This is a genomic window from Methylomonas sp. BW4-1 (assembly GCF_052474385.1).
Genome location: NZ_CP184125.1, coordinates 626,880 through 652,688, shown reverse-complemented (window position 1 = coordinate 652,688; position 25,809 = coordinate 626,880). Strand labels below are relative to the sequence as shown.

Sequence of the window (25,809 nt, the reverse complement as noted above, 5' to 3'; positions counted from 1 at the left end):
CTATTTGGGTCTATCCTACTAACTTTTAGCATTGCTGTTGTTGATGAAATTTGGGAAACTTGACCTGATATAAGCCCCAGAAAAAGGAAGTTATGATTAAAGTATTGCTGGTTGATGATCATGAGCTTGTCAGAAGCGGCATAGAAGCTTTGTTGGCAGCTGAAAAGGATATTGTGGTGGTCGCCGTCTGTAATTGTGGCGAGGAGGCTTTGCGGATTGTCGAACAAGAGCCGCCCGATGTCATTTTGATGGACATTAATATGCCCGGCATAGGCGGGTTTGAAGCGTGCCGGCGCATACTGCAATCGCAGCCGTCGATTAAAATCATTGCTTTGTCGGTGCACAACGACGGCCCCATACCGCAACAGTTGCTGAAACTAGGCGTGGTCGGCTTTGTATCCAAGGCTTCGCCGGTCAGCGAAATGGTGGCGGCGATTAAATCGGTAATTTCCGGTAAGCGCTATTTGTGCCAGGATGTGGCCAGTAACTTGGCTTTTCAGTTTTTGCCAGGCGCGGATGTTTCGCCTTTTTTACAGCTTTCCCAACGTGAGGCTGAAGTGGTACGTCTGATTTTACGCGGCAGGAGTATTCAGGAAATGTCGGAGGCTTTGCAACTGAGCGACAAGACCATCAATACCTACCGCTATCGCTTGTATCGCAAATTGAATATAAAAAACGATGTAGAGTTAACCAGATTGGCAGTCAAATTTAATTATCTTGATGCCCTTTAATAAACAGGGATGCGGGGTTGTTTGCCACACATCCCTAGAGTAGTCAGACCAAGGTGCGGGCTTTGGTGAAGGCTTCCCGAAAATCCAGAAAGACCGGTTTTTCCGCTTCCAGCATCATTTTCAACAATTCATGTTGCAACTGATACTTGACATTACCTATCGCCAGCGCACCGACACCGACCGCATTTGTCGATTGATTCGCCAAGTTTAATGGTGCCGATAAATCATTTAACTCTATGCCTTCTATACCGGATGGCGGTACGGCATTGACATCACCGGCTACTTTCAACTGCTTGGCTTGCGCCAGAACAGCGGCGTTGATAACTCGAATACCGGCCTTTGCCGTGCAGAATACTAAGTCTGCATCGGCTATTAACGCGGCTTTTTCTTCGTCATTGCGGGCAACTCCGCCACTCATGGTGGCACCAAAACGCCGGCTGTATTGTTTGGCCGCGTCTTTTGCGGAATCTATTGATAGATGATCCACCAAGATTGTTTCCGCGCCTTGCAACGAGGCTATCACGCCAGTGGCGATGCCGACCGGGCCGGTGCCGCCGAACACTACCGCCTTACTGCCCTTCAATTCCTTACCATGATGTTGTTTAAGCGCCTTTTCCACGCACGCCACCAAAGCTGCTGCGGTGGTGCAAGCGCCGCTGGGATCGGCAAATACTGAAACCTCAAACGGCGGCACCATGGCCGGCTTGGTGGCTTGCAACATATCGATAGCCATGCCCATATCCCTGCCGCCGATAAAGATTGCGGTTTTCTTACTGGCCGACGGACTGCGCGAAAAAATCGCATCTTGGGTCAAATTGTGAATGGTCTCCAATTTGACGTTGGAATACGGCATCAGCACATCAAAGCCTGCGTCGAGTGCCATGTTAATGTCAAACGGACTGTTGTTTGGCATCGGGTCGAACATGTGAAGTATGCTGCGTTTTGCCATTTTTACCTTACCCTCTGTGATAGGCAGACTTTGGGGAGCTTAGCTAATTACTTAGACGATTTGATGAATTCGCGAGCGACTTCAAAAGCGTGTTCGAAATGTAAGAATAGCGGTTGATCGCTTTCCAGCATTCTTTTCAGCAAACGACTTTGCGCTTGGTATTTGATGTTGCCTATCGCTAGCGCGCCTATGCCTACCGCACCGCTGGTAGATCCGGCTAACGGTTTGCCGTTATCGAACGCATCCACACCGGCAATGCCGGCCGGCGGCACCGCATTGACATCAGCGGCTACTTTCAATTGCGCAGCCTGGGAGATTAATTCTGTGCTGAGCAATTCAATGCCGGCCGCACCCGTTGCAAAAACTACATCGGCGGTTTTCATGTATTCGGCCTTATCGGCGTCGGCGCCTGCCAGCACTGTAATTTTGCCGTCGCCAAATTCTTCGCTGCATAGCTCTGCGGTGCGCTCGGCTTTATCGAGTTGCCTGCCGATGATTCGGACTTTAGCGCCCGCTTGAGCGGCAATCACCGCAGCCGCTTGACCGACCGGACCGGTACCGCCCAAGGCGATCACATTTTTCCCTTCCAGCGTGGTGTCGAATTTTTCAGCCAGTTCTTTTTCAACTGCTGCGACCATGCCGGCTGCCGTGGTGAATGCACCGCTAGGATCGGCGAATACCGATACTTCGAAAGGCGGGACCATGGAATTCTTGGCCATTTTCAACATATCCATTGCTTGCTTGGTCTCCCGGCCACCGATAAAGATGGCGGTGCGCAAGAGGCCTTTCGGGCTGCGCGAAAAAATAGCATCTTGGACCAAGCCCCTGACTTCGCTGGGTTCAACATTGATGTAGGGGATTGCTGAAATCCAGCCGGCGTCCATCGCCATATTGACGTCGAACGGGCTTAAGTTCTTGGCTGTAGTCAGCATGTGCAGGATAAAGGGTTTTTCCATGATGGCCTCTTATAATTTGATTAGCCGGTAAGTATAAAAGAAAAGGCAAGACGATAACAATTTTAGGCTAAATGCCGAATTGCGCATTATTTTAAGCGCGCCGGCACATGTGGCTCGATAGCGTGGTACATCAATTGATGCATCTTGGGGTTACCAACAATGATATTGCCGGATTGTAAGTATTTGTCATTAAAGGAAAAATCTGTGGCGACACCACCAGCTTCCTGCACCAGCAACACGCCGGCAGCAATATCCCATTCCTTCACGCCGATTTCCCAGTACGCATCCAAACGACCGCAGGCCACATAAGCCATGTCCAGTGCGGCGGCTCCGGCGCGGCGGATACCTGCTGAGTCGGCACAAACGGCCTTAAACATGCCCAAATAGGGTTCGATGTTTTCCATGGTTTTAAACGGAAAACCCGTGCCAATCAGGGCGCCGCGCATACTGCTTTGTTTGGTGACCCGGATTTTGCGATTGTTCAACATAGCGCCGCCGCCGCGTTCGGCAGTGAAGAGTTCGTCGCGGCTAGGGTCGTAAATCACACCCAACTCTAGTTTATTTTTGTTTTTTAGCGCTATAGACACGGCATATTGTGGAAAGCCGTGTAAAAAATTAGTGGTGCCATCCAAAGGGTCAATTATCCAGATGTAGTCGTTACCTTTGTGTTCGCCGCTTTCTTCGGCCAGAATGCCATGGTCGGGAAATGCTGCGCGAATGACTTTGATAATTTCCTGCTCGGCGGCCCGATCAACCTCGGAGGCGTAGTCATTACGGCTTTTTTGATCGATAGTGAGTTTCTCGATATTTTGTGAAGAGCGTTGGATTAGGTCGCCGGCGTTCCGCGCTGCGCGGACGGCAATATTAAGCATCGGGTGCATAGATCGAATTGATAATGAGCAGTTAGAAAACTCGGATAGGATAGCAAATTTTGCTAGAATCGCTGCTTTTTTAGCCGCAGAGGCCGCGCATTGCTATCCCATTTTAAAGTGGTTTTAGTGGAGACTTCCCATCCCGGCAACATCGGTGCGGTGGCTAGAGCTATGAAAAATATGCAGATGGACCAACTGCGCTTGGTGTCTCCAAAAAGCTTTCCGCATGCCGATGCCACGGCCAGAGCATCCGGGGCCGACGATGTACTTAGATCGGCAACTGTATTCGATTCTTTACAAGATGCCATCGCCGATTGCCAGGTGGTATTGGGCTCCAGCGCACGCGATAGAACCATCAGCTGGCCAAGCTTGACTGCCAGGCAAACCGCCGAAAAATGGGTGGGTGCATTGCCGAAACAAAATATCGCCTTGGTGTTCGGCCGGGAAAATTCCGGTTTAAAAAACCATGAATTGGACTTATGTCATTATTTGTTGCGGATTCCGTGCAACACAGAATATAGCTCGCTGAACTTGGCGGCGGCAGTGCAAGTTGTGTGCTACGAGCTATTCGTCGCATCCGGCCAGGAAATGGTCAGCAATGTGGGCGATATGGGTGAAGAACCTCTGGCGACAGCCGAACAGATGGAAGCCTTTTATGTGCATCTCCATCAGACCATGGCGGATATTGGTTTTCTGCACCCGGAGCGTTCTAAATCAATCATGCGTCGCTTGCGGCGCATCTTTAATCGGACCCAGCTTGATACCAAGGAGCTGGATATCCTGAGGGGCATACTGCGCTTCTCGCAAAATCACAACGGCAAATAACCCCATGCTGGCCAGACTCAAAGAAGATATTAACTGCGTATTTGCCCGCGACCCGGCCGCGCAGTCGGCTTTTGAAGTGATAACCACCTACCCTGGCTTTCACGCCGTACTGATTCACCGTTGCAGCCACTGGTTATGGTTGCGTGGCTTTAGGTGGGCCGGTCGTTATGTATCGTTCTTGGGCCGGTGGTTAACCGGTATCGAAATTCATCCCGGCGCCCAAATCGGCCGGCGGTTCTTTATCGACCACGGCATGGGTGTAGTGATAGGTGAAACTGCCGTGATTGGGGACGATTGCACGCTATACCATGGCGTGACCTTGGGCGGCACCAGTTGGAACAAGGGCAAGCGTCATCCGACATTAGGCAACGGTGTGGTAATTGGAGCTGGGGCCAAGGTGCTGGGACCGATTGAGGTCGGCGATGGCGCGAGAGTCGGTTCGAATTCGGTAGTAGTAAAATCGGTGCCCATGGGGGTGACGGTAGTTGGGATTCCCGCACATATCGTCGACCCAAAAGCCAAACAAGAAAAAGCCCGGCGCGATGCAATGGCACAGAAAATGGGCTTCGACGCATACGGCGCCACGGGTGATATGCCGGATCCCATCGCCAATGCCATCAATCTGATGCTTGACCATATCCATCAGCTCGATAAACAAATAGCCGATATGCAACAGGTATTGAACGATGCCGGCATTAATTGCCATCGCCAGGCCATGTCGGCTTTGGATGATTGTGAAATTAAGGATAAGCAATAACGCTGTCAGGTATTTTCTGATAACAAACCCTCCAGCGCTTGTCATCTGAGTGACTCAAACTGAGTAGCGTTTGCTTTGAACTTCTTGCAGAGTCGCGAGATTTCAACCCCATCCCCAACGAGATCAAGCTGTAATCCGCTTGATCTGTCCTCAGAATTGAAAAATATGTGTTACAGATTGTCTGTGTTTAATACCTCAAGAACCACTTAAGATTGAATACTTGACCAAATTACTGGGTTTATTTATAGTCAGCATTATTTTCATTAGTTTGTAAGGGGTTTGAAATGCGGCTTACCACAAAAGGGCGTTACGCGGTCACCGCGATGCTGGATTTGGCTTTTCACAGTCAAGCCAACCCGGTTACTTTGACTGACATTGCGACTCGGCAGACCATCTCCTTGTCTTATCTTGAACAATTGTTTGCTCGTTTACGCAAGGCCGGCATGGTGAAAGGCGTTAGAGGGCCCGGCGGCGGTTACACACTTAGTCGTAGCGCCCGGGAAATTAATATTGCCGACATTATCGAAGCAGTCGACGAACCTGTCGATTCGACCAAATGCGGTGGTAAGGCCAATTGCCACAACGATGAGCCTTGCCTGACCCACGATTTGTGGATGGGCTTGAGCGAGCAAATTCGCGCTTACTTAAAAGAAATTAGTCTTGGACAATTACTGGAGCGCGATTTTGTCAGTGACGTGGCAAAAAGACAGAGCAAACAAGTCGAACATGTCATCGAAATGCAACCTAGGCAGGAAAAACGCATCGCGTAATGATCTATCTGGATCATAACGCCACCACCCGTTGTGACGAACGAGTGGTGGAAGCCATGTTGCCTTATTTGCATGGCATGTACGGCAATCCGTCCAGTTTGTATAAGATTGGCCGCATAGCCCGTAGCGCCATCGACACCGCCAGGGAGCAAATATCGGGGCTGATAGATGCATCAGGAGCGCAGATTGTATTTACTAGCGGCGGGACTGAAGCAAATGCCTTGGCGCTAGCCAGCGCCCGCGACCGCGGACTGGCGATTTCTGCAATCGAACACCCCTCCATTTTCGAAAACGCCGCGCACTACCGGCGGTGTTTTCGGGACTTGCAAACGCTTGAGGTGGATGGCGCTGGAAGAATGCCCTTACTCGCGCTGGACAAAGCAAATTGGCAAGCCGGCGACTTGGCGTCGATAATGTTGGCGAATAATGAAACCGGTGTTGTTCAAGACCTTGCGGTTATCGCCGAGCATTTGGCTGAACGCGGAGTCAACCTGCATACCGATGCCGTCCAGGCCTTGGGTAAAATCTCATTTTCGTTCAGAAAGCTGGGCGCTAAATTGATGAGTTTATCCAGCCACAAAATATACGGACCAAAAGGCTGCGGGGCGTTGGTCGTCGCAGAAGATTTTGTTCTAAAGCCTTGGCTACGCGGTGGCGATCAGCAGTATGGCTGGCGGGCCGGAACAGAAAATGTCGCGGCAATAGTGGGTTTTGGCAAAGCAGCCGAGTTGGCTAAGACAGAAATAGACGCAAGACAAGCTCGCATGCTGGCGCTGAGAAAGCGTTTGGAGCAAGCTCTACACACCATTCCGGGCTTGGTGATCTTTGCCGAACACGCCCCAAGATTGCCGAATACCGTACAGTTTGGTATTCCCGGCATTAACGGCGAAATGTTGTTAATGCAGTTGGATCAGCGCAATATCGCGGTTTCCAGCGGCTCCGCCTGTTCAGCATCGTCCGGCGAAATCAGCCCGGTGTTGACGGCTATGGGAGTGGAAGCCTCTTTGGCTAAATCGGCTATCCGCGTCAGTTTGGGTAAAGACAACCAAGAAACCGAAATCGATCAATTCGTCGATGTGTTAAAAACATTGATAGCAAATTAATTAGGAGAATGAGCAATGGCTATTACCGTGACCGAAAGTGCCGCCCGGCAAATCCAAAAACAGTTACAAAAGCGCGGCACAGGCTTAGGCTTGAGATTGGGCGTGAAAACCTCAGGATGCTCCGGGTACGCCTATGTGTTGGATTATGCCGATCAGGCCGAAGCAGATGAGGTGGTATTCGATCAACACGACGTAAAAGTGCTAGTAAAACAGGCTGATTTGGATAAATTGAGCGGCATTGAGCTGGATTATGCCAAGGAAGGTTTTAACGAGGCCTTTAAATTCAACAACCCCAATGTAAAAGGGACTTGCGGTTGCGGGGAGAGTTTTTCGGTTTAGCTTATAAAAACGCCGGCTTTGCAATCTCAATAAAGCCGGCGTCATCGGCACTTATTTCATATTAGCGCCGCAGTTTCCTTCCATTTTTTTGCCGTCAGCGGCTTTGTCGGCGGCTGGAGCAGCCGGTTTGTTACCAGCACACTTGCCTTCGGTAGCGGCTTTGCTATCAGTGCTTTTTTTCATCATAGCCGCACCGCATTTGCCTTCGCCGCAAGAACCGTCCTTCATTTTATCGGCACCCGCTTCAGGTTTGGCTTCGGCAGTCAGCATATAGCCTGAGCTCAACTCAGACAACGCAAACGGATTGCTTTCAGCTTGAGCAAAATTGCCCGCCAGCGTTGGCAGCAGAGATGCGCCGATTGCAATAGCGAACGGGGTTTTGTTGATTTTCTTCATACTATCTCCTGTGGAAAAAACGAATTGTTCTAATAAGCGGTTTGCAACCGGAGCCCTGCATTTCCGGCAACTGGCCTGTTGTTAATATCACAAAAAAGCCTTGTAAAGTAAAGGCAGGAAGATTACACCAATCGGCAGTATACTCTCGCCCGAAACGACTTATTTCCGCAACCCGCCTATACGCTATCCGGCACAACCATGACTTCGAAAACACCGATTGCCCAACTGGGAGCCGAGGTATTGCGGCGGCAGGCGCAGCCTGTTGACGACTTTGCCTGCCCGGAGTTCCATAAGCTGATTGAAACCTTGCATGAGACCATGCTGGAGGCCAATGGTGTCGGCATAGCCGCCCCGCAATTGGGTGCTTCCCGGCAAATTTTGATCATCGCTTCCCGGCCGACAGCCCGTTATCCCCATGCTCCGGAAATGCCGCCGATTCTGATGGTCAATCCAAGTTTTAAGATTGCCGATAACTCATTGCATAAAGACTGGGAAGGCTGTTTAAGCGTGCCGGGGATCCGGGCGCTGGTGCCGCGATACCGGGCTATCGAAGTGCAATATCAAAATCAGCAAGGTGAACCCCACCGTTTGGCCTTGCAGGATTTTCCAGCCCGCGTCTTCCAACACGAGTTCGATCATCTATTGGGATTGGTCTATCTGGATAGGGTGGAAAATAACCAAGATATTATCGCCGAAACCGAATTTTTCAAACGCATCGCCGCATAGGAGCCAACTGAATGAAGTTTGTGTTGTTGTTAATGGGCCTATTGACCAGTTACAGCAGTATGGCTGCGCCGCCGTTGTCTTTCAGCCAAGTGGCGCCTGGCATCTATCTGCATACCTCAGCGCATCATTGGCCGGATCGAGATAATCACGGCGAAATTGCCAATATCGGCTTTATTGTTGGTGAGCGCTGCGTAGCGGTGATCGATAGCGGCGGCAGTCCACAGCAGGGTGCCGCGTTGCGAAATACCATCAAGCAAGTGACCACCAAACCGGTTTGCTATGTGATCAACACCCATGTGCATCCCGACCATATCTACGGCAATATCGCTTTCAAGGAACCGGGCGTGCAGTTTGTCGGCCACCATAAGCTGGCGCGGGCCATGGCCACGCGCGGCGACCATTATCTCGGTCGCGCGGCGGAATTGCTGGATATTCAAGTTAATCACGACAACATTATTCCGCCCGATATAGAGGTGAATGACAGCATGACCCTGAACATCGGTAATCGTGAACTGCTGCTGACCGCCCATCCCAGTGCGCATACCGATAACGATTTAAGCGTCTACGACAAGACCACCGATACTATGTGGCTAGCGGATCTGTTGTTTTTAGAGCATATCCCGGTGATAGACGGCAGTATCAAAGGCTGGTTGTCAGAGATGGCTCGCTTGGAGAAAAATCACTATAAATTAGTGGTGCCCGGCCACGGGCATTTGGTGAAAGATTGGCCGGCAAGTCTGCAGCCGCAAAAAGCCTATTTGAACAGTCTGGCTACCGAAGTAAGGGCTATGATCAAACAGGGCAAACCCCTCGAGCAGGCCGTGAATACCGTCGGCTTGCCTGCTAAAAAAAATTGGCAGCTATTTGAACAATTCCACCGCAAAAACGTGACCATCGCGTTTGCCGAGCTGGAATGGGAAGATTAAACAAAGGAGATTAAAAGCATGCACAAACCTTATAACGCTATTTTTCTGCTGGGATTAATGATTTTGCCGGCCATCGCGGTTGCCGAAGGTGACGACATTACCTGGAACACGGTTTTGAAAAGCCAGTTTTTCGCCGGTAAAAATATCGACGAATCCAATGCGGTTATCGAATTGGATGCCCCTTATCGGGCAGAAGATCCGGCGATTGTACCGGTTAAAGTCACCAGCAAATTTGCGCAAAGCAAAGATAAATACATCAAAAAAATCTGGCTGTTCGTCGATAAAAACCCCTTCCCATTTGTCGGTGAATTCGAGTTCTTTCCTGAGAGCGGCAAAGCCGATTTGGCTCTGCGTGTACGGGTCAATACCTACAGCGATATTCGCGCGGTTGCCGAAACCAATGACGGCAAGTTCAGCATGACCAAAAAATTTGTCAAAGCCAGTGGCGGCTGCTCGGCACCGATTGGTGCGGATCTGGATGAAGCCATGAAGCGGCTGGGCAAAGTTAAGTTTCGGCTTGACGACGGCATTCAAAGCGGCCAACCGGCCTTGACGCAATTGATGATCAGCCACCCCAACCTGACGGGCATGCAGATGGATCAAATGACCCGATTCATCCGAAAATCGCACTTTATCGATCAACTAAAAGTGACTTTTAACGACAAGCCCGTGCTTAACGCCAAAATCGATATTGCGATCAGCGCCGATCCTAATTTCCGCTTCTACTTTGTACCGGATAAAGCCGGCGAGTTAAAAGCCGAATTTACCGATGTATCCTGTGAATCGCCCACCAGCCGAAACGTTTGCAATAAAGGCGGTAGCTACTCGCAAAGTTACACGGTAAACCCTTAATGACCCGTTCGCCAATCAGAGGCATTTTGTTGGGATTGGGCATGCTGGTATTTGCCGGCGATGCGCTTGCGCTGCGCTGCGGACATAAACTGGTCCAGGTGGGTGATTATAAAGCCGAAGTCTTGGACAAATGCGGGGAACCGGATTCGGTCGAACAGCGCAGAGCAATCCGCGGCAGCCGCTTACGGCATCCCTACGGCGCGTTGGAGGTAGATCAATTTGAAGAGGTGCTGATCGAAGAATGGATTTACAACTTTGGGCCGCGCAAGTTTCAGCAGCTGCTAGAGTTTGAAGATGGCGAGTTGAAAAAAATCAGCAATTTGAGTTACGGATACTAAAGCGCAAGGTTTTCAACCCTGACCTAAACCAAAAAAGCCCCCGCCGAAAAGGCGGGGTTAGCAGGATTGCCACAGGAGAGCACATCTCACCGAGTTTTCGGTAAACCATCAAACTATCTTGCAGTCGCTACACACTACATACCGTGCTGAGCCGGGACGCTGAAACTGCCGAAATGCATCGGCGCACCGGGCATTAACAGATTCTCTTGCACCGCCAGCCTGGGTTTTTGCCAATACCCAGCCGCCGCCGGCCTTCCCAGGAAATAACCTTGCAGTAATTTGCCGCCGGCATCCAAGGCAATATCCAGTTGCACCTCGTTTTCAATGCCTTCGATAATCGCTTGCGCGCCCAGGGCCTGGATGATTTCGATTAATTTCGGCAGCACCCGGCGAATCTTGGCATCGGTTTGCGCTTGATGGATGATGCTTAAATCCAGTTTCACAAAGCTGGGCGATAAGCGCCACAACCGGTCCAAATTGGAATGCCGGCTGCCGAAGTTATCGATAGCCACCTGGAAGCCGCGGTCGCGGTAATTGTCCACCGCTTCCAGCAACTGCTGATCGGCCTCCACCGCATTTTCCATGATCTCCAGCACCACCCTGGTAGTCGGCACCGAATGCAGATGCAGAATGTGTTCGAACACCTTGCCGTGCGTATTCACGCTAACCAGCAATTTGGGGTGCACGTTTAAAAACAGCAAGCCCTTGTCCGCCGGCAGATTCAGATAATTCAGCATGTGCAGGGTTCTAGCCACCCTATCCAGCTTCACCAATTTGCCTTGGTTATCCGCCCAACTAAACGCAAAATCCGGATCCACGGCTTCCAAGCCGGTGGAGGTGCGCAGCAAGGCTTCGTAGCCAAGCAATCCCTGGGATTTGCCGGCATCGAATATCGGTTGAAACTCGCTGCGCAATTTCAGGCCAATGAACCGGCTCAGTACTTCCTGTTGCTCGATTTCCAGTTTGAATTCGTCCAGATCGAGATACAAGGCCCGTTCCAGATCGTCACGGAGCAATTCGATGGTATTTTCCACCATGGCTACACCCTCCTCTGCCTAAACGTTCTTAGCGCCCGTAAATTTTGTCAAACACGCCGTTATCGTCGAAGTGTTCTTTTTGAATCAAGCCCCAGCCACCCAATTGACCTACGCTAACCAATTCCAAAGTCGGGAATTGTTTGGCGTATTTAGCTGCGATGTCTTTGTCGGTGGGCCGGTAGAAATTTTTGGCGATAATCTCTTGGGCTTCTTTGGTGTATAGATATTTCAGGTATTCGATCGCCAGATCCTGGTTACCATTCTTTTTCGCCACTGCTTCGATCACCGCGACCGGCGGTTCGGCCAGGATGCTGAACGGCGGGGTGACGACTTCGAACTTATCGGCGCCGAATTCTTTGAGCACCAAATACGCTTCGTTTTCCCAGGTGATCAACACGTCGCCGATTTCCCGTTCGGCAAAAGTAGTGGTGGAGCCGCGCGCACCGGAGTCGAGTACCGGCACGTTTTTAAACAGCTTCTCCACGAAAGCCTTGGCGGCGTCCTTGCTGCCGTTTTTCTTTTCCGCGAACGCCCAGGCCGCCAGGTAGTTGTAGCGGGCACCGCCGGAGGTTTTCGGGTTGGGGGTGACGACGGAGACGCCGTCCTTAATTAAATCGTCCCAGTTTTTGATAGCTTTGGGATTGCCCTTGCGCACCAGGAACACGATAGTCGAGGTGTACGGCAGGCTGTTGTTGGGCAGTTTGCTTTGCCAGTCTTTCGGTAACAGATTGGCTTTCTCGTGAATTTGATCGATGTCGCCGGACAGGGCCAAGGTCACTACGTCGGCTTCCAGGCCGTCGATCACGGCGCGGGTTTGCTTACCGCCGCCTCCGTGTGATTGCTGGACACTGACGTCTTCGCCGGTTTTGGTTTTCCAGTATTGGGTAAACAGTTGGTTATATTCTTTATACAACTCGCGGGTCGGGTCGTATGACACGTTCAGCAGGGTGCGTTCGGCCAGCGCATTGCCGCTTAGGGCCAGGGCGATGCCGAAGAGTAAGGGCTTGAAGGTATGGGTGAATCTCATGGGTGCTCCTGAAAAAAAGTTATCGATCTGCTTGCGGCAAGCTGAATGTTGGTTGACCACGGGGCTTATGCTACGCAAAGCCGATAACCAACAAAAACGATATAATTAGAATTAAATATCTTATATTGCGATATTTAATTCCGGATACAGGCAACCCTGACGCATGGACAGGTTCGCCGTAAACCAAGGTTTTCAGGAAAATTCCGGCAAAGCGGCGATTAGGCGTTCGCCGGCTGGTGCCATACCAGAACAAAAAGCAGCGGGAAGCCCAAGCCTCCCGCCGATGAGCAAGGTCAAACCCCAGCTATCTTACGCCGCCCTACCGTCGCCAATCCGGCCAGCGCGCTGCCGAATAGCCATACAGCGCCGGGAATAGGCACTTGCGAGACAGTGATGGTATTGCCCACCAAGGAAAAATTTAGCGTATCGGAACTTAAGGTCAGCCGATAATCGCCATGATCGCGGGCGGGAAGCCCGGTCGGCAAGGTCAAGTTATCGTTAGTATTGATACCGGCGACGGCTTCACTGGTCGATAAGGTGTAATCGGCCACCAGGTATAAATAATTACCGGCTTGCAAGGTGACGTTAAACGCCGGATCACGTAAGAAAAGCGAACCATCCGCCGAACCGTCGGTATTTGTCAAAATCGGCTGATTGCTGCTATCGGGGCAGTGATTGCCATCGGAATCGTCGCAACGCGCCAACATGTCGCCGGCATCCAGCAAGCCGTCATCCCGGTAGATATAAGTATCCGGATCCAGAAAAGTAATTTCACCGTCGTTGTTCAGGTCGACTTCCTGATAACCGGCGGTGGATGTTTGCTTTTGCGTAGCCTCATAAGCCAACACATCAACTTTGAATGTACCGCCGCTAAGCATATTGATCTTCCAAGTATCGTAAGTAGTGCCGCCGCTTACTTTATAAATGGTGCCTGACACTTGCAGTGTATTTGCTTGGGCCTCGGCAAAGAGCGCACACCCCGCCAATCCGGCGACACCGATTGATTTTATTAGTTTATTCACGATTACAACCTTTATGTTGATTGAAGTTAGAGCGCGTAGGGATCTTGATTTTAGGAGCCTCTAAAAATTCGCCGTTCCCACGTCTTTGAAAGCAGGTAGGCCGCGGCGTACTTAGTTTGCTAAGTCGCCTATAGAAACATTGGAAGTCCTTCATCGTGTTAGCCGTTTCCACGCCTATGGCTAAGCACGGCGATCCCTATACAATATTCAGACCACAAAACATTTTTGTTTAAATACAGAAAGATACGTAGATGACCAGTATTAATGCGCGGTGAATTTTCCGTGAAATAACTTACGCACAAAGTTATTTGCCACAATTTAGCCCCTTTGGGTATCTGTATAGGCATGACGGATATTCTGGTTTAACTGAAGCCGCTTATTAACCCGGCCCTCAAATATCGTCGCTACCGCCAACGCGGGAATAGCGGAACCCGGTATTCTAAGGGTTTACTGAATAAGGCGAAGAGAGGGAGCGCAGCCGCTGATGAAAACTGCTTGGGCAGAGGTTCATTCAATCAGAAAACTTCGGTATTACATCGTTTCCCGCGCACCAGCCAGCCAAACCCGCCGAGTACGGAAAGAAACAGGGAAAGCGCCCCCGGCAAAGGCACCGGTGCCGATTGCAGCGGGCTCATATGCCAGGCCAACGCATAATCCCAGCTGAACGGACTGGCTTCGCCGGATTTGACCCGCAATTCGTAGTCATGACCGGTGACCAATCTAAGCCACAGGTTCTCGCTGTTGTCGGCGCTGCTCGCCGAGAAAGCGGCGATGTTTTGCGCCGTGGCGTCGAATAACTCCAGATTCAAATCGTATAAAGTGGTTGTTAGATTCAGATCGTTCGATACCCCAAGGTTCCAAACCAAAGACGCCTGCAAATTCAAAGCCGTTGCGGCGGCGAATTTGTATGTCGCCAAACTATTACTAGCCAAGCCGCCGAACGCCGTATCGACATCGAATCCAGCCAAGCCGATGCTGTTTGCAGCACCGCCATCTTCCAGGCTATCTTGTTCGCCACCAGCGATGATTTGGTAACTATGCAAAATATTCAGTTGGCCGGCACCGAATCTATCATCCAGGCCGTTCAGTGTTTGATACCCGCTGCGGCGATAGTCGACGATGTTGTCCGTGGTTGAAGTATTCTGCGTCGCTCTGTCGGCACCGGCCAGCAACGCAGCTTTAACGGTTTCGGCGCGTTCAGCGTTGTAAACGGTTCCCACGCCCTCAATATTAATCGATCCCTGCGATAAATTAGCCCCACCCTTGTGGCCGGTCTCAACTAATAACGCGGCAGCAGCGGCTACTATGGGTGTGGCTCCGCTAGTGGTGGTTTGCGGCGCCACTAAATCGGGGCGCGTCCGCCCCGATATATATAACGAGTCGACCGCATCGGATCCTCTATCCTGCCTACCGTCCGTGCGCCCCACCGCAATTGCATTGTAAGCACTGCCCAATAAGGGCGAATCGCTAAGGCCATTGTTCATACCAACCACCTGGATGAATTGGTTGCGCTGCACCTGTCTATCAACCAAACGCAGAATCATCGCCGTTTCCGGCACGGTATCGCCTTTGCCGACCCAGCTATGGTTGGCAATCCGACTGGCGTTGAAGGGAGCCAAGGCCGTTGGACTAATCAGACTATCGATCCAGGCGTTGGCATCATAACTGGCGATGTTGCCGATGCCGTTGGCAATGGAATCCTTACCGTAAAATCTGGCACCAACGCTGTCAGCATGTCCCGATGGTGCGGTACTGGCTTTTTTTCCCGGAAAACTGAACGTCTTACCGGCGAATTGGGTGTTACGAATATTCGGCGCATAGATGGGGTAATCCGAGTGATCCCGCGATTCGACTAATGACGCTTCGGCGTGAACCACATTGACACCAGCGCCGGTCGGCGTGTTTGCACCTAATTGCGTGAGCAAGGCTTGATAGCCGATGTCGGCTTTGTAATCAGCGGCGGCAGCGGATGTGAAAAACAACATCGGAAACAGATAAAACCCAGGCTTTTTAGTCATTGTTATCCCCCTTTTAATCGCTTGAACTGCGGTCAACGCTATCCGGTCGTTCCGAAAATTACCGCGCAGCAAGCGGGATAAAACTGGCCGTCCGACTCGTGGCGATACCGGAATGAGGCACCACACTGTGCGCATCTAACGTCCCAGCACTGGATATGCCGGTCAATCGCAACTATAGACCAGATACCAAGTCTTGCCGGATGCGCGTTGTTCGTTGATTTTGGTGATTACAGCATTCCGGAAGGGAAGGCTCTGAATGCCCGGTGTAGATTATTCCTAACCTTGGAAATTGCGGCGGCCGCATGAAGAATGGGACTCCCGCCTGCGCGGGAGCGACGATGTTTGACGGCCGAATTAATTAGCGATTAATGAATGCGAATCAGATAGCCGTCGGTTTTTTCACAACCGGGTTTGCTGTGGGCGGTAATACTCAAGCGCGCAAATCCACCCTCTATAGGTCTATCCACTTTGCCCTTTATCTCCAAGCGGCCGCTAGGTTGTTGGGTAATTTGCAGTTGCTTTGAGGTGAAATGGTATTTGGTTTCGCCGGCACTCACGTTAACCACCACCGATGTCAGTGTGGTGTTCGCGGAAGCCATCAACGAAAACTCGCTGAACGATTGCAAATATTTATTGGTTGCCGGCTGAAACTCCGAAAACACCGGTTTATCGCAGTGCTGAGAACTCTGGCTGCTGCCGTAGGCATGTGCCGCAGTGCCGCTCAAACTCAACAAAGTGGCGGCGGCAATTTTTAATAGCGTGATCATTATTTTCTCCGAGGCGTGGTTATAAGAATAGTTATGCCCTTAGCTTACCAATAAAACCGCACATTGCTGGCGTTCAATTCAATCAAGCAAACGCCAGCGCCCCCTTTACGGCTGGCAAGCTTATACATACTCAATTATAAACCCGGCCCTATTTAACACGGGTACACCGTTCGGACTGAGCGCTTCAAAGCCTTATGCCGCGCGTCCTTCGACACACTCAGCCCGAACAATATTTAAGGTCTGGGTCAATAAAAAGTGTGACGAAAAGCACACATATAGTTCTTATGAAAACAAATTAAGTTCTAATAAGAACCATAGTCTGATAGACTTTACCCACACTATCAATTGAAACGAAGCTTTCGAAACATAAGTTCGTTTTGATCCTGAAGTGCCGAGGCGCAAGCCGCTATCGATTTATTTTTTCTGGTTTACCGAGGCTAACATCATGATGTCATGCAAAAAATTCATAACTTTCTCTATCGCAATCTCACTTATCAGCGCGCTGAGTTTTCCGGTCTCCGCGGCGACTTTTAGCCACGAAGAAGTAAGAGCCGCTCTGGAAAGCACCATTTCCAAAGTCAAAGCGTCCATCTCCGCAGTAGAAAACGGCGCAGACAAAGAAACCGTAGCCGAGCTGGTCAGCCATGCCAAGCAACAGCAAAAAGACATCGAGAACAACGATCTCGAAGTCAAACGCCAGCATGCCGGCAAACGCCTGAATACCGCATGGAAAGCAGCCCGCGGCGGCGATTTGCAGTTGGCCGGCGAATCCTTGAAAGACGCTTTAAGTCGCTACGAGGAAATGCACACGCTTTATATTTCCAGCCATTAAGCCGCGTAAAACCGCCGGTTGAGCCACGCCTCAAAGGGCCGAGCGGCGCACAAAATCGGGGCGTTTTGTGTACAAATTGGACACAGGCTAGAGCATTGTAGGGCTCAAGCTGTATGTAAAGACTGCCATTTACGACCCGCATTGCGGATAACGCCGGCGCATTTGATGCGCGTGCGTCGGCCTTGGACCTATGGACCAAGCGTTTTCTTACCTCCGAAAAGAAAAACGTGACAGTTAACTTGTTCGCCAACTGGCGAAGCGGTGATGCGGGTCTTTTTTATATCGAATTAATGGCGCAAAAGTTGCTGATTTTTTTATGTCGAACCAGGGTTCTCTATTCTCGCCTGGCTCGATGCGGCAAACGTCCGTGCACCAACCCAAGTCTTGCCGAAGCGTATCACTTGAACCTTGCATCCTAAACAGGAGATCGCAATCATGAAAAAGCTCTTCATCGCTCTATCCATAACCGTTGGCATTGCTATCTTGATGTTCGCGGTATTCAATCCCAGGCTGTCTTCCTACAATTCGCAAAACGACATTTCCTATTCCGATTTCATCAAGGATGTGCGCAGCAAATCCGTTGCCGAAGTAGTGATCGACGGCAGATCCATCGACGGCCGCCGCCATAACGGCACCCGCTTTGCCACTTACAACCCTGGTGATGCGCGGATCATAGACGATCTTTTGGAATATGACGTCAAGATCAAAGTCGAGCGGCCTGAGACGCAGTCCACCCTGACGCAACTGTTATTCTCTTGGGCCCCCACTTTGCTGCTGATCGGGGTATTGATCTATTTCATGCGTAAGCAGCAACAGGGTGCCGGCGCGCAAAACGGCTTTGGTAAAAGTCGGGCCAAATTGATGACCGAAGATCAAGTTAAGATACGTTTCAATGATGTGGCCGGCGCCGAGGAAGCCAAACAGGACGTGGCTGAAATGGTCGATTTCCTGAAAGATCCGGGCAAATACGAAGCTTTGGGGGGTAAAATTCCGCGCGGTGTGTTGATGGTGGGCCCTCCCGGTACCGGTAAAACCCTACTGGCTCGAGCGATTGCCGGCGAGGCTGGCGTACCGTTCTTTTCCATCTCGGGTTCCGACTTCGTGGAAATGTTCGTCGGTGTCGGCGCCTCCCGGGTAAGAGATATGTTTGAGCAAGCTAAAAAGCGCGCGCCCTGCATTATCTTTATCGATGAAATCGACGCCGTCGGTCGCCAGCGCAGTAGCGGCGGTAATATCGGCGGCGGCGAAGAACGCGAACAAACTCTTAACCAGTTATTAGTGGAAATGGACGGCTTCAGCGGCAACGAAGGCATCATCGTCATTGCAGCAACCAACCGTGTCGATGTGCTGGACAAGGCTTTGCTGAGGCCGGGCCGTTTTGATCGCCAAGTGCAAATCGGCTTGCCCGACATCAAAGGCCGCGAACAAATTCTCAAAGTCCACGCCACCCGCGTTCCCTTGGCGGACGATGTGAATATCACCGACCTAGCGCGCGGCACACCGGGTTTTTCGGGCGCCGAACTGGCCAATCTAATTAACGAAGGCGCCTTGTTCGCTGCCCGTAACAACCAGCGGGAAGTGACGATGCACAACCTGGACAGCGCCCGCGACAAAGCCATCATGGGTGCCGAGAAACGCACCATGATCATGAGTCGCGAGGATTTGCTGATGACGGCTTACCATGAAGCCGGCCACGCCATCGTCGGCCGTTTGATGCCGGAACACGACCCGGTTTATAAAGTCAGTATCATGCCGCGCGGCGGCGCGCTGGGCATTACCATGTTTCTGCCGGAACACGACCAATACAGTGCCTGCAAAGATAAACTGGAGGGCCAAATTTCCAGCCTGTTCGGCGGTCGGATTGCCGAGGCTTTAATTTACGGCAAAAACAAAGTCACCACCGGCGCCTCCAACGACATTCAGCGTGCTACTCAATTGGCCCGGAATATGGTGACCAAGTGGGGCTTATCTGATCGCCTGGGCCCCATGGATTGCGGCGACAACGACAGCGGATTTATGGGTTCAACCAAACCGATGTCCGAGCAAATGGCCCGCCTGATCGATCATGAAATCAGACAAACCCTGGCGAATAACTACAGACGCGCCGAAGCCATCCTGAAATCGCATATGGATATTCTGCACAATATGGCGCAAGCCTTGCTGGATTGGGAGACGCTGGACAAATATCAGATCGACGAATTAATGCAGGGCCGCAAGATCGCACCGCCCAAGGCAACCCAGCCGGCAAAACGGCACTCCGACAACGGCAAATTGCCCAGGCCGACGACTGAAACGGTAGCTCCTATCGGCAAAATACCGGCTTTGTCGTGATCTCAAGATCTGACATACCCTTCGCACAGCAAATTTCGGCAGATTCTCTCCCTCCCCGCCGGCAGGGGGTGAGCGAGGGATTAAAAAGCCGAAATTTGACGTGCGACGACTTTATAAAACTTAACTAAACAAATGAACTGTTTCTCGCCGGCACCCAATAAATGATAGAGTCGGGTTTAAAGGATACAGCAATGGCCAGGGGATTTTTTCCAAATTAGAGTGATTCGACAACCCAATAAACGCTTGAAAAAATTCGTTTCCAGTTCGGCACTATTGGCGTACTTAGCGCCAAGCTATCGCAACGCGGCGATTGCAGCATTGACAGTGTTGACAGCCTGCAGCGTGCCGACGCCGCTACCGCATGCAGAAAACACTCCGCCAGTCCCCGCCCAGTCGGCTGTGTCTTGGCGCGCTTATCAAGCCCAAAACCGGCCGCCAGCACCCGATACATCCAGCCCCAGCGCTGTGGACGCCGGAATCGATACCCAACAAACCTACGATTTGCCGGCGTTGGTGGATTTGGCCTTACGCACCCATCCGGAAACCCAGATTAGCTGGGAGGAAGCGAAAGCCGCCGCCGCGCGTCTGGAAAGAAATCGCAGTACCTGGTATCCAACGCTAACGGCAATGGCCTTTGGCCAACATTTTACCAGCAGCTTTCCCATCCCCGGCAGCGCGCTGGTCAGCAACGGTTACGCGGCGTTCGCCAGTCTGGATTTGGCATGGACCTTATTCGATTTCGGGCGCCGGGAGGCACTGGTCGATGCCGGTACGGAGCGTCTGAGCGCGGCGAATTTTGCCTTCGACCGTAAACACCAGGAAATTGCCTATCGGGTGGCCAGCAGTTTTTTTGTTTATCAGGCCGCCTTGGCCAAGGTGACGGCGGCGCAGCAAACGTTCGAGTCGGCCAAAACCAACGCCGACTCGGTACAAGCCAAACTCAAACAAGGCCTAGCCACCAAGCCCGACTTGTTGCTGGCCTTGCAAGAGCAGGCAAAATCCAGTTATGACTTGCAAGATGCGCGCGGCTCGGTGACTCAGGCAAGGGCCGATTTGACCAATAATTTGGGTATTTCGCCGGCATATAGCCTGCAGCTGGTTGACCTCAGCCAGCTGCCCTTACCCGCCGAACTGGCGCAATCGGTGGAAAAAATCGTCGATCAGGCCTTGGAACAGCGACCCGATTTGCTGGCGCGCCTCGCCGAATTGCGCGCCCGCGAAGCGGAAGTTAAAAAAGCCAGAGCGGAATTCTGGCCGAAAATATCGCTACGCGGCATGGTCGGTAATCAATACTGGGGCGACGTACATACTAAGCCGAGCGGCGGAGAGAATTATTCCGCCAACGCCATGGTCGATACGGCCATGTTGAATGTGGAATGGACCTTGTTCGACGGTTTTGAACGCAGCAATGCGATACGGGAAGCCGAGGCCAAACGGTCGGCATCCCAAGCCCAGTTGGAGGCCTTACGTCTGGAAATCATGCGCGACATCTGGAAAGCCTACGCCGACACCAAAACCGCGCTGGAAAAACGCGAGTTTGCCTTGGCGCTGTTGAAAGCCGCCGAAGAGTCCTATGCCGCCACCCAGGAATCCTATACACACGGCTTTTCGACGGTAATCGAACTGTTGTCGGCGCAAAAAGATCTGGCGCGCGCCCGCTTTACCGAAATCGACAGTCGGGCGGGCTTATTGCGTGCCGCCGCGACGCTGGTTTATGTGTCAGGCAAGCAAAACCAGGACGTGTCAAATGAGCCTTAAACGGCCGTCTTTCATGACAACATAGCCGATAACGGCAAACCCATGCTCCGGGATGGTCTTGAGCGTGAATGCGCTTACGGTTATCATCGAATCCTAATTAGAACAATTATTTTCACATTATGTCCTCCGACTCTACCTTTCCAAGCGTTTTGCGCCAGTTACTCCGCACCCATCAAGCCTTTTTGTCTTATGCCGCAAGACACGTTCACCGGCTTGAATTAACCCTGCCGCAATACGATGTCATCATCACCCTAGGCAAAACCGCCGGCATGCAGCCCAAGAAACTTGGCGAAGAAACCTTGATTACCAAAGGCACGCTCACCGGCGTGGTCAGCCGCTTAGAGGACAAGGGCCTGGTGGAAAGGTCGGCCTCGAAAAAAGACGGCCGCAGCCAGATCATCCGCCTGACCGATGCGGGCCGCGCCGTCTACGAACAAACTTTTCCCGAGCATTTGGCCCATATCGGCCGCCTGTTCGACGATTACACGGCCGAGGACATCGAAAGACTGGAGGCGGATTTACAGAGGCTGCATGAGGCGGTCATCGCCGCTCGCGGCAATCATATCGAACAAGTCGATGATGAATTCTAACGAGTACCGAAATTTTTATACGTTTGAGGTGAAGCGCACAATGATCTCCGGGCGATTACTTAAGTGGGCCTCTAAAAATAAAAGCACCTCCTTCTCCCCACGGGAGAAGGTTGGGATGAGGGAATTAAAATCAATTACTTACCCCCCTCACCCTAGCCCTCTCCCTGAGGGCGAGGGAATGTTTAGAGGTTCCCTTAAAACGTTTTTCCCGGCGAGTCTCCCGATTTTCCTGACCGCTTGCGATCCTATGCTAAGCCTGCAAGGTTCGTTCTGGCCGGCCTGGATCATCTGCATCCTCGGCGGACTGGCAACCAGCATGCTGCTGATGTGGCAATTGGTACACTATCGCCTGGCGCCCCATTTGGGACCGCCGCTGCTGATCGCACCCAGCCTTTGGGCCTTATGCACCTTTGTCATCTGGTTGGTGTTTTATGCAGCATGAAAACGGCGAAGCCTGATGGAAAACAGTCAAAACGATAGCCCAGGGTTAAGCCTGAAAAACCGCATATTGCTCGGCCGCATCATTGGCATAGCCATCGTGCTGGGCGCGGTGGCAAGCGGCGCGCTGGTTTGGCATATCAACTATCAAAATCCGCGCACCAACGATGCGATGGTGCGGGCCAACATCGTCGGCATCGCCCCGGAAGTCAGCGGCCGCATCGTGGAACTGCATGTACAAGACAATCAGTACGTCAAACAAGGCGACTTGCTGTATGTGATTAACCCGCAGCCTTATCAGGCCAAGCTGGACAAAGCCAAGGCCGAATTGCTGCTGGCGGAAAAAGACGTGGATTCCCGGCGTGCCTCCAGCGGTTCGGCCGAAATGGCCATCGAACGCCTGGAACACCAACGCGCTGCCGCCAATGCCGAAGTCAAAAAAATCGAGGCGGAAGACGAATATCTGCATAACTATCTGGAACGCCTGGAACCCTTGGCGGATAAGCAATATGTCACCACCGACCAGATCAAACAGGCGCGCTCGCGTTATGCGGCTTCGCGCGCCGAATTGGCGGATGCGAAAGCTAAAGAACTGTCGGCTCGCAGTGCCATCGAGGAAGCCAAGAGCGATAGCCGGCGAGCGGTATCGTTAGTCGCCCAGGTCGGCGACGTCAATGCCCGCATCGAAGCCGCCAGAGCCCTGGTGACCGCCGCCGAGCTCGATTTGGAATACTGTTACGTGCGAGCGCCTTTCAATGCCTACGTCACCAATTTGAATACCCGCGAAGGCGAATACGCCAAGGCCGGTGCGCAAATGTTCGCTTTGGTCGATGACCGCCAGTGGTATGTGATCGCCGATTTCAAGGAAACTTATTTGCAGTCGATCAAACCCGGCCAGGATGCCGAGGTGTTTCTGGTTGCTTATCCGGGCAAGCGCTTTCGCGGGGTGGTGACCGGGATCGGCTGGGCCAATTCGCCCGACAATATCAAACAGCATGGCGTGTTACCGGAAGTGGATCGCACGCTGAACTGGGTCATTCTGGCTTCGCGTTTTCCGGTCAGAATCGAGATTAAAGAGCACGACCCCGCGCATCCGCTCCGTATGGGCATGACCGCGTTTGTGACGGTACTGAAAGCCACTACCGACGCAGCCGTTACAGCCCTGCCGCCGTCATGACCCGAGGCGACAGCCGGACTGGTTCAAGCACGCAGTCAAAACCCAACCGGCTTTGGTTTGGCACCAGCCTGCGGCATTTTCTCACCGCCGAACTCAAAGATACACCGGCACGGCGCGTCGCCGCCCTGCGTTTATTCGTCGTCACCCTGACAATCGCACTCGTCAGCCAAACCTTGCACATCCCGCCGCTGGGGGCAATTTCCATCTTGATTTGCCTAAGCTACGACGCTTACGCCAATGCCGGCCAATCCCTGGCATTTGGCATACGCCAGCTCGGTTACCTGATGGTCACGACCCTGGTATCGGTATTGACCCTGATGCTGGCCGGCAACGACCCTTGGTTATTGTTGCCGCTGTCGTTCGTCATCTTGGCCTTGTCGCTGTTCCACGCCCGGCTGGTCGCTTGGCCCACGGGCATCGCGTTATGGTATTCGGTGGCGGTGCTGTACAGCCCCAGCACGCCCGATGAAAATATCTACCATGCCTTATGTAACATCCCGATCATTGGCGTATTGGCGCTAGGAACCTGGACGGTCGTGCACCTGACCATCAAACCGCAAGATCCTCTTAAGCTGTTAAAAGCCGAGATTGCCACGCAGTTGACAGCGGTGGAATACATCTTCAGCGCCCGTCTGGCCGATGCCGGCGCGTATAGCCCCAGACCTGACGCCAGCATGCATGCCGCTGCCGGCAGCCTCGGCAAACTGCTGGGTTTGTTAGCCAACGCCGAATTGATCCATCCCGGTTTGCACGAACGCCACCCGACTTACCGGGCACTGCTGTTGGAAATCGACGGTCTGCGGCAGTTGGCCGATTGGCTGAATCAGGTGTTGGCCGCGGAATATCGAGCCCAACCGCTGACGCCGGAAAAATTAAATGTTTATCAGGCCTTACAAAGCGCCTGCGCCAAGTTGCGGCAAGGCCTGGCGGAATCGCGCGATGTATCCGCAGACGTCACGGGCTTGTTAAACGAGGAAGTGTTGCAAGCTTATGCCCGAGAATCGAATCCTTCGCTATTAACCGCCTTGTGGCGAGCCTTGCAACGCATTGCCGGTTTGACGCAGGCCTTACATCAACCTTTAGATGCTGCGGACAGTAAAGACATCGACCAGGAATCCGACGATAAGCCTGAACATAGCTGGCTGCCGGCCTGGTTGGGTTACGAGTTTTGGGCTAGCCATGCCGACAGCGTACAATTTGGGATTAAATTCTCGTTGGGCGCGATCCTGTGCATGCTGATCGTGGAAAGCCTGGACTGGCCCGACATCAACACCGCGATTCCCACCTGTCTGGTCGCGGCGCAAACCAGTCTCGGCGCCGACTACCGGCTCTCGCTGTTGCGGGTGACGGGCGCTGCTGTCGGCGGTATCTGCGCCTATTTTTACGTATTGGTCTTTCAATCTCAGCTCGATACCGTGGTCGGCTTTGCCTTCGCCACAGCGCCGTTCTGGGCCTTGGCGGCCTGGATTACCGCAGGCAGCGAACGCATCGCCTACCTGGGCCGGCAGCTGGGGTTTTCGTTTGCGTTGTTTGTGCTGCACGATTTCGGTCAAGTCACCGATCTGTATCTGCCGCGCGACCGGGTCATTGGCATTTTGCTTGGACTGATCGTGATGGGCGTTATCGATTACGCGCTGTGGCCGCGGCGCTCGACAGTGCTGGCCCGCCATCACAGCATTGCGGCGTTACGCACCCTTGCCAATTTCACCAGCCGCTTACCCGATGTCAGCCTGCTGTTTACTTACACCTTACCCTTACGGCTAGCGGCGGAAAAACAGCTGGCCGCCGCTCAAGACTTATTGGCGCATGCTGTATTGGAACCGGATGCGCGCTTAGCCGAAAAAGTACATGAACGAGCGGCGCTACGGACTATTGTCAGGGACACCGGCCATTTATCCGGCTTGTTACAAGTCCGCAAACGCTATCGCTTACTCAGCGGCCAGCGCTTCAGTCATTTTCCCGACGAATTGCAACAACTCAGCCGGGCCTTCGATGCCGCGCTGACAACCGCCCTGGAATATGCCGCCAGCCTCCTGCAAGGCGAACCAGCTGGTAAACCGGTCGAGCTTGCCGAGCATCAAGCGCGTCTAAAGCAAAGTTATACCGATCATCATGGTATCGACAATCTGGCCGACGATTTGGCGGTGGAATGGGAGCTACGCTTTATGCTGGACGAGCAAATTGTGGCGCTGATAGCTCGCATCGAAACAGCAGTGCTGGCCGCCAACTCATATACGCAAAAGTCCGCACCGAACCTTGATTTGCAATAAGG

26 protein-coding genes are annotated in these 25,809 nt (G+C 52.4%); 17 read left to right on the top strand and 9 right to left on the bottom strand.

The annotated features are described in order from the left end of the window. Window positions 1–92: 92 nt before the first annotated feature. On the top strand, window positions 93–731 hold the full coding sequence (locus tag ACH5Y9_RS02925) for a response regulator (protein ID WP_033155451.1): 639 nt from the start codon (window positions 93–95) through the stop codon (window positions 729–731). Between the two features lie 43 nt (window positions 732–774). On the opposite strand, the gene ACH5Y9_RS02920 is transcribed toward ACH5Y9_RS02925, so the two are convergent. The 3 genes from ACH5Y9_RS02920 to ACH5Y9_RS02910 all read right to left on the bottom strand — a co-directional run bounded on the left by ACH5Y9_RS02920 (window position 775) and on the right by ACH5Y9_RS02910 (window position 3,517). Continuing rightward, window positions 775–1,680 carry an NAD(P)-dependent methylenetetrahydromethanopterin dehydrogenase gene (locus ACH5Y9_RS02920; protein WP_445368455.1) on the bottom strand — a complete coding sequence of 302 codons (906 nt, stop codon included), beginning with the start codon at window positions 1,678–1,680 and terminating at the stop codon, window positions 775–777. Window positions 1,681–1,727: 47 nt separating this feature from the next. After that, the gene (locus ACH5Y9_RS02915) at window positions 1,728–2,636 is read right to left on the bottom strand and encodes an NAD(P)-dependent methylenetetrahydromethanopterin dehydrogenase (RefSeq protein WP_101055021.1); all 909 of its coding nucleotides are present in this window, start codon (window positions 2,634–2,636) and stop codon (window positions 1,728–1,730) included. Window positions 2,637–2,722: 86 nt separating this feature from the next. Next, window positions 2,723–3,517 carry an inositol monophosphatase family protein gene (locus ACH5Y9_RS02910; RefSeq protein ID WP_445368454.1) on the bottom strand — a complete coding sequence of 265 codons (795 nt, stop codon included), beginning with the start codon at window positions 3,515–3,517 and terminating at the stop codon, window positions 2,723–2,725. 90 nt (window positions 3,518–3,607) lie between these two features. Here ACH5Y9_RS02910 and ACH5Y9_RS02905 point away from each other — a divergent pair, with 90 nt between their 5' ends. The 5 genes from ACH5Y9_RS02905 to ACH5Y9_RS02885 all read left to right on the top strand — a co-directional run bounded on the left by ACH5Y9_RS02905 (window position 3,608) and on the right by ACH5Y9_RS02885 (window position 7,302). Continuing rightward, window positions 3,608–4,333 carry an RNA methyltransferase gene (locus ACH5Y9_RS02905; RefSeq protein ID WP_445368453.1) on the top strand — a complete coding sequence of 242 codons (726 nt, stop codon included), beginning with the start codon at window positions 3,608–3,610 and terminating at the stop codon, window positions 4,331–4,333. A 4-nt stretch (window positions 4,334–4,337) separates the two neighbouring features. Further along, window positions 4,338–5,090 (top strand): serine O-acetyltransferase, encoded by a 753-nt coding sequence (gene cysE / locus ACH5Y9_RS02900; protein ID WP_171696016.1) that lies wholly within the window; start codon window positions 4,338–4,340, stop codon window positions 5,088–5,090. 284 nt (window positions 5,091–5,374) lie between these two features. Then, the gene (gene iscR / locus ACH5Y9_RS02895) at window positions 5,375–5,860 is read left to right on the top strand and encodes a Fe-S cluster assembly transcriptional regulator IscR (RefSeq protein WP_033155456.1); all 486 of its coding nucleotides are present in this window, start codon (window positions 5,375–5,377) and stop codon (window positions 5,858–5,860) included. Continuing rightward, window positions 5,860–6,963: a cysteine desulfurase family protein gene (locus ACH5Y9_RS02890; RefSeq protein ID WP_445368452.1), complete on the top strand. Its 1,104-nt coding sequence runs from the start codon at window positions 5,860–5,862 to the stop codon at window positions 6,961–6,963. The genes iscR and ACH5Y9_RS02890 overlap by 1 nt, the downstream gene beginning before the upstream one ends. Window positions 6,964–6,978: 15 nt before the next feature. After that, complete coding sequence (locus ACH5Y9_RS02885) at window positions 6,979–7,302, top strand: HesB/IscA family protein (protein ID WP_033155458.1); 324 nt, start codon at window positions 6,979–6,981, stop codon at window positions 7,300–7,302. A 51-nt stretch (window positions 7,303–7,353) separates the two neighbouring features. Here ACH5Y9_RS02885 and ACH5Y9_RS02880 read toward each other — a convergent pair whose 3' ends face one another. After that, window positions 7,354–7,698, bottom strand: a complete 345-nt coding sequence (locus ACH5Y9_RS02880; protein ID WP_445368451.1) for an HvfA family oxazolone/thioamide-modified RiPP metallophore — start codon at window positions 7,696–7,698, stop codon at window positions 7,354–7,356. 198 nt (window positions 7,699–7,896) lie between these two features. Here ACH5Y9_RS02880 and def point away from each other — a divergent pair, with 198 nt between their 5' ends. The 4 genes from def to ACH5Y9_RS02860 are packed head-to-tail and all read left to right on the top strand — an operon-like array spanning window position 7,897 to window position 10,540. Further along, window positions 7,897–8,424: a peptide deformylase gene (def, locus tag ACH5Y9_RS02875; RefSeq protein WP_445368450.1), complete on the top strand. Its 528-nt coding sequence runs from the start codon at window positions 7,897–7,899 to the stop codon at window positions 8,422–8,424. Window positions 8,425–8,435: 11 nt separating this feature from the next. Then, window positions 8,436–9,350 carry a quinoprotein relay system zinc metallohydrolase 2 gene (locus tag ACH5Y9_RS02870; RefSeq protein ID WP_445368449.1) on the top strand — a complete coding sequence of 305 codons (915 nt, stop codon included), beginning with the start codon at window positions 8,436–8,438 and terminating at the stop codon, window positions 9,348–9,350. An 18-nt stretch (window positions 9,351–9,368) separates the two neighbouring features. Then, a complete protein-coding gene (locus ACH5Y9_RS02865; RefSeq protein ID WP_445368448.1) occupies window positions 9,369–10,202 on the top strand; it encodes a quinoprotein dehydrogenase-associated SoxYZ-like carrier in 834 nt (277 codons plus the stop codon). Continuing rightward, the gene (locus ACH5Y9_RS02860; protein ID WP_101055009.1) at window positions 10,202–10,540 is read left to right on the top strand and encodes a DUF2845 domain-containing protein; all 339 of its coding nucleotides are present in this window, start codon (window positions 10,202–10,204) and stop codon (window positions 10,538–10,540) included. The genes ACH5Y9_RS02865 and ACH5Y9_RS02860 overlap by 1 nt, the downstream gene beginning before the upstream one ends. A gap of 134 nt (window positions 10,541–10,674) precedes the next feature. Here ACH5Y9_RS02860 and ACH5Y9_RS02855 read toward each other — a convergent pair whose 3' ends face one another. The 5 genes from ACH5Y9_RS02855 to ACH5Y9_RS02835 all read right to left on the bottom strand — a co-directional run bounded on the left by ACH5Y9_RS02855 (window position 10,675) and on the right by ACH5Y9_RS02835 (window position 16,411). After that, entirely contained in the window at window positions 10,675–11,577 is a 903-nt protein-coding gene (locus ACH5Y9_RS02855) for an EAL domain-containing protein (protein WP_445368447.1), read from the bottom strand. A 28-nt stretch (window positions 11,578–11,605) separates the two neighbouring features. Beyond that, window positions 11,606–12,604 carry a sulfate ABC transporter substrate-binding protein gene (locus ACH5Y9_RS02850; protein ID WP_445368446.1) on the bottom strand — a complete coding sequence of 333 codons (999 nt, stop codon included), beginning with the start codon at window positions 12,602–12,604 and terminating at the stop codon, window positions 11,606–11,608. 293 nt (window positions 12,605–12,897) lie between these two features. Then, window positions 12,898–13,626, bottom strand: coding sequence for a VPLPA-CTERM sorting domain-containing protein (locus tag ACH5Y9_RS02845; protein ID WP_205450818.1), 729 nt, complete (start codon window positions 13,624–13,626; stop codon window positions 12,898–12,900). A gap of 515 nt (window positions 13,627–14,141) precedes the next feature. Then, window positions 14,142–15,644, bottom strand: a complete 1,503-nt coding sequence (locus ACH5Y9_RS02840) for a hypothetical protein (protein ID WP_445368445.1) — start codon at window positions 15,642–15,644, stop codon at window positions 14,142–14,144. A gap of 365 nt (window positions 15,645–16,009) precedes the next feature. After that, window positions 16,010–16,411 carry a hypothetical protein gene (locus tag ACH5Y9_RS02835; protein ID WP_445368444.1) on the bottom strand — a complete coding sequence of 134 codons (402 nt, stop codon included), beginning with the start codon at window positions 16,409–16,411 and terminating at the stop codon, window positions 16,010–16,012. Window positions 16,412–16,856: 445 nt separating this feature from the next. Between ACH5Y9_RS02835 and ACH5Y9_RS02830 the strand changes: the two genes are divergently transcribed. The 7 genes from ACH5Y9_RS02830 (at window position 16,857) to ACH5Y9_RS02800 (ending at window position 25,807) form a co-directional block, all read left to right on the top strand. After that, window positions 16,857–17,243, top strand: a complete 387-nt coding sequence (locus ACH5Y9_RS02830) for a hypothetical protein (protein WP_101055002.1) — start codon at window positions 16,857–16,859, stop codon at window positions 17,241–17,243. Window positions 17,244–17,678: 435 nt separating this feature from the next. Next, window positions 17,679–19,574 carry an ATP-dependent zinc metalloprotease FtsH gene (gene ftsH, locus ACH5Y9_RS02825; protein WP_445368443.1) on the top strand — a complete coding sequence of 632 codons (1,896 nt, stop codon included), beginning with the start codon at window positions 17,679–17,681 and terminating at the stop codon, window positions 19,572–19,574. Between the two features lie 219 nt (window positions 19,575–19,793). Further along, window positions 19,794–21,332: a TolC family protein gene (locus ACH5Y9_RS02820; RefSeq protein ID WP_445368442.1), complete on the top strand. Its 1,539-nt coding sequence runs from the start codon at window positions 19,794–19,796 to the stop codon at window positions 21,330–21,332. A gap of 149 nt (window positions 21,333–21,481) precedes the next feature. After that, window positions 21,482–21,922, top strand: coding sequence for a MarR family winged helix-turn-helix transcriptional regulator (locus tag ACH5Y9_RS02815; protein ID WP_445368441.1), 441 nt, complete (start codon window positions 21,482–21,484; stop codon window positions 21,920–21,922). Window positions 21,923–22,100: 178 nt separating this feature from the next. Further along, the gene (locus tag ACH5Y9_RS02810; RefSeq protein WP_445368440.1) at window positions 22,101–22,364 is read left to right on the top strand and encodes a YtcA family lipoprotein; all 264 of its coding nucleotides are present in this window, start codon (window positions 22,101–22,103) and stop codon (window positions 22,362–22,364) included. 15 nt (window positions 22,365–22,379) lie between these two features. Further along, window positions 22,380–23,537, top strand: coding sequence for an efflux RND transporter periplasmic adaptor subunit (locus ACH5Y9_RS02805; RefSeq protein ID WP_445368439.1), 1,158 nt, complete (start codon window positions 22,380–22,382; stop codon window positions 23,535–23,537). Next, entirely contained in the window at window positions 23,534–25,807 is a 2,274-nt protein-coding gene (locus tag ACH5Y9_RS02800; RefSeq protein ID WP_445368438.1) for an FUSC family protein, read from the top strand. The genes ACH5Y9_RS02805 and ACH5Y9_RS02800 overlap by 4 nt, the downstream gene beginning before the upstream one ends. The last annotated feature ends 2 nt before the right edge of the window (window positions 25,808–25,809 follow it).

What these genes read in the sequence shown, in the direction of transcription:
- ACH5Y9_RS02855 (WP_445368447.1), bottom strand. Translation starts at nt 11,577, where the DNA reads ATGGTGGAAAATACCATCGAATTGCTCCGTGACGATCTGGAACGGGCC.
- ACH5Y9_RS02830 (WP_101055002.1), top strand. Translation starts at nt 16,857, where the DNA reads ATGATGTCATGCAAAAAATTCATAACTTTCTCTATCGCAATCTCACTT.
- ACH5Y9_RS02885 (WP_033155458.1), top strand. Translation starts at nt 6,979, where the DNA reads ATGGCTATTACCGTGACCGAAAGTGCCGCCCGGCAAATCCAAAAACAG.
- ACH5Y9_RS02805 (WP_445368439.1), top strand. Translation starts at nt 22,380, where the DNA reads ATGGAAAACAGTCAAAACGATAGCCCAGGGTTAAGCCTGAAAAACCGC.
- iscR (WP_033155456.1), top strand. Translation starts at nt 5,375, where the DNA reads ATGCGGCTTACCACAAAAGGGCGTTACGCGGTCACCGCGATGCTGGAT.
- ACH5Y9_RS02880 (WP_445368451.1), bottom strand. Translation starts at nt 7,698, where the DNA reads ATGAAGAAAATCAACAAAACCCCGTTCGCTATTGCAATCGGCGCATCT.
- ACH5Y9_RS02800 (WP_445368438.1), top strand. Translation starts at nt 23,534, where the DNA reads ATGACCCGAGGCGACAGCCGGACTGGTTCAAGCACGCAGTCAAAACCC.
- ACH5Y9_RS02910 (WP_445368454.1), bottom strand. Translation starts at nt 3,517, where the DNA reads ATGCACCCGATGCTTAATATTGCCGTCCGCGCAGCGCGGAACGCCGGC.
- ftsH (WP_445368443.1), top strand. Translation starts at nt 17,679, where the DNA reads ATGAAAAAGCTCTTCATCGCTCTATCCATAACCGTTGGCATTGCTATC.
- ACH5Y9_RS02860 (WP_101055009.1), top strand. Translation starts at nt 10,202, where the DNA reads ATGACCCGTTCGCCAATCAGAGGCATTTTGTTGGGATTGGGCATGCTG.
- cysE (WP_171696016.1), top strand. Translation starts at nt 4,338, where the DNA reads ATGCTGGCCAGACTCAAAGAAGATATTAACTGCGTATTTGCCCGCGAC.
- ACH5Y9_RS02915 (WP_101055021.1), bottom strand. Translation starts at nt 2,636, where the DNA reads ATGGAAAAACCCTTTATCCTGCACATGCTGACTACAGCCAAGAACTTA.
- ACH5Y9_RS02890 (WP_445368452.1), top strand. Translation starts at nt 5,860, where the DNA reads ATGATCTATCTGGATCATAACGCCACCACCCGTTGTGACGAACGAGTG.
- ACH5Y9_RS02835 (WP_445368444.1), bottom strand. Translation starts at nt 16,411, where the DNA reads ATGATCACGCTATTAAAAATTGCCGCCGCCACTTTGTTGAGTTTGAGC.
- ACH5Y9_RS02840 (WP_445368445.1), bottom strand. Translation starts at nt 15,644, where the DNA reads ATGACTAAAAAGCCTGGGTTTTATCTGTTTCCGATGTTGTTTTTCACA.
- ACH5Y9_RS02850 (WP_445368446.1), bottom strand. Translation starts at nt 12,604, where the DNA reads ATGAGATTCACCCATACCTTCAAGCCCTTACTCTTCGGCATCGCCCTG.
- ACH5Y9_RS02920 (WP_445368455.1), bottom strand. Translation starts at nt 1,680, where the DNA reads ATGGCAAAACGCAGCATACTTCACATGTTCGACCCGATGCCAAACAAC.
- ACH5Y9_RS02810 (WP_445368440.1), top strand. Translation starts at nt 22,101, where the DNA reads ATGTTTAGAGGTTCCCTTAAAACGTTTTTCCCGGCGAGTCTCCCGATT.
- def (WP_445368450.1), top strand. Translation starts at nt 7,897, where the DNA reads ATGACTTCGAAAACACCGATTGCCCAACTGGGAGCCGAGGTATTGCGG.
- ACH5Y9_RS02925 (WP_033155451.1), top strand. Translation starts at nt 93, where the DNA reads ATGATTAAAGTATTGCTGGTTGATGATCATGAGCTTGTCAGAAGCGGC.
- ACH5Y9_RS02865 (WP_445368448.1), top strand. Translation starts at nt 9,369, where the DNA reads ATGCACAAACCTTATAACGCTATTTTTCTGCTGGGATTAATGATTTTG.
- ACH5Y9_RS02870 (WP_445368449.1), top strand. Translation starts at nt 8,436, where the DNA reads ATGAAGTTTGTGTTGTTGTTAATGGGCCTATTGACCAGTTACAGCAGT.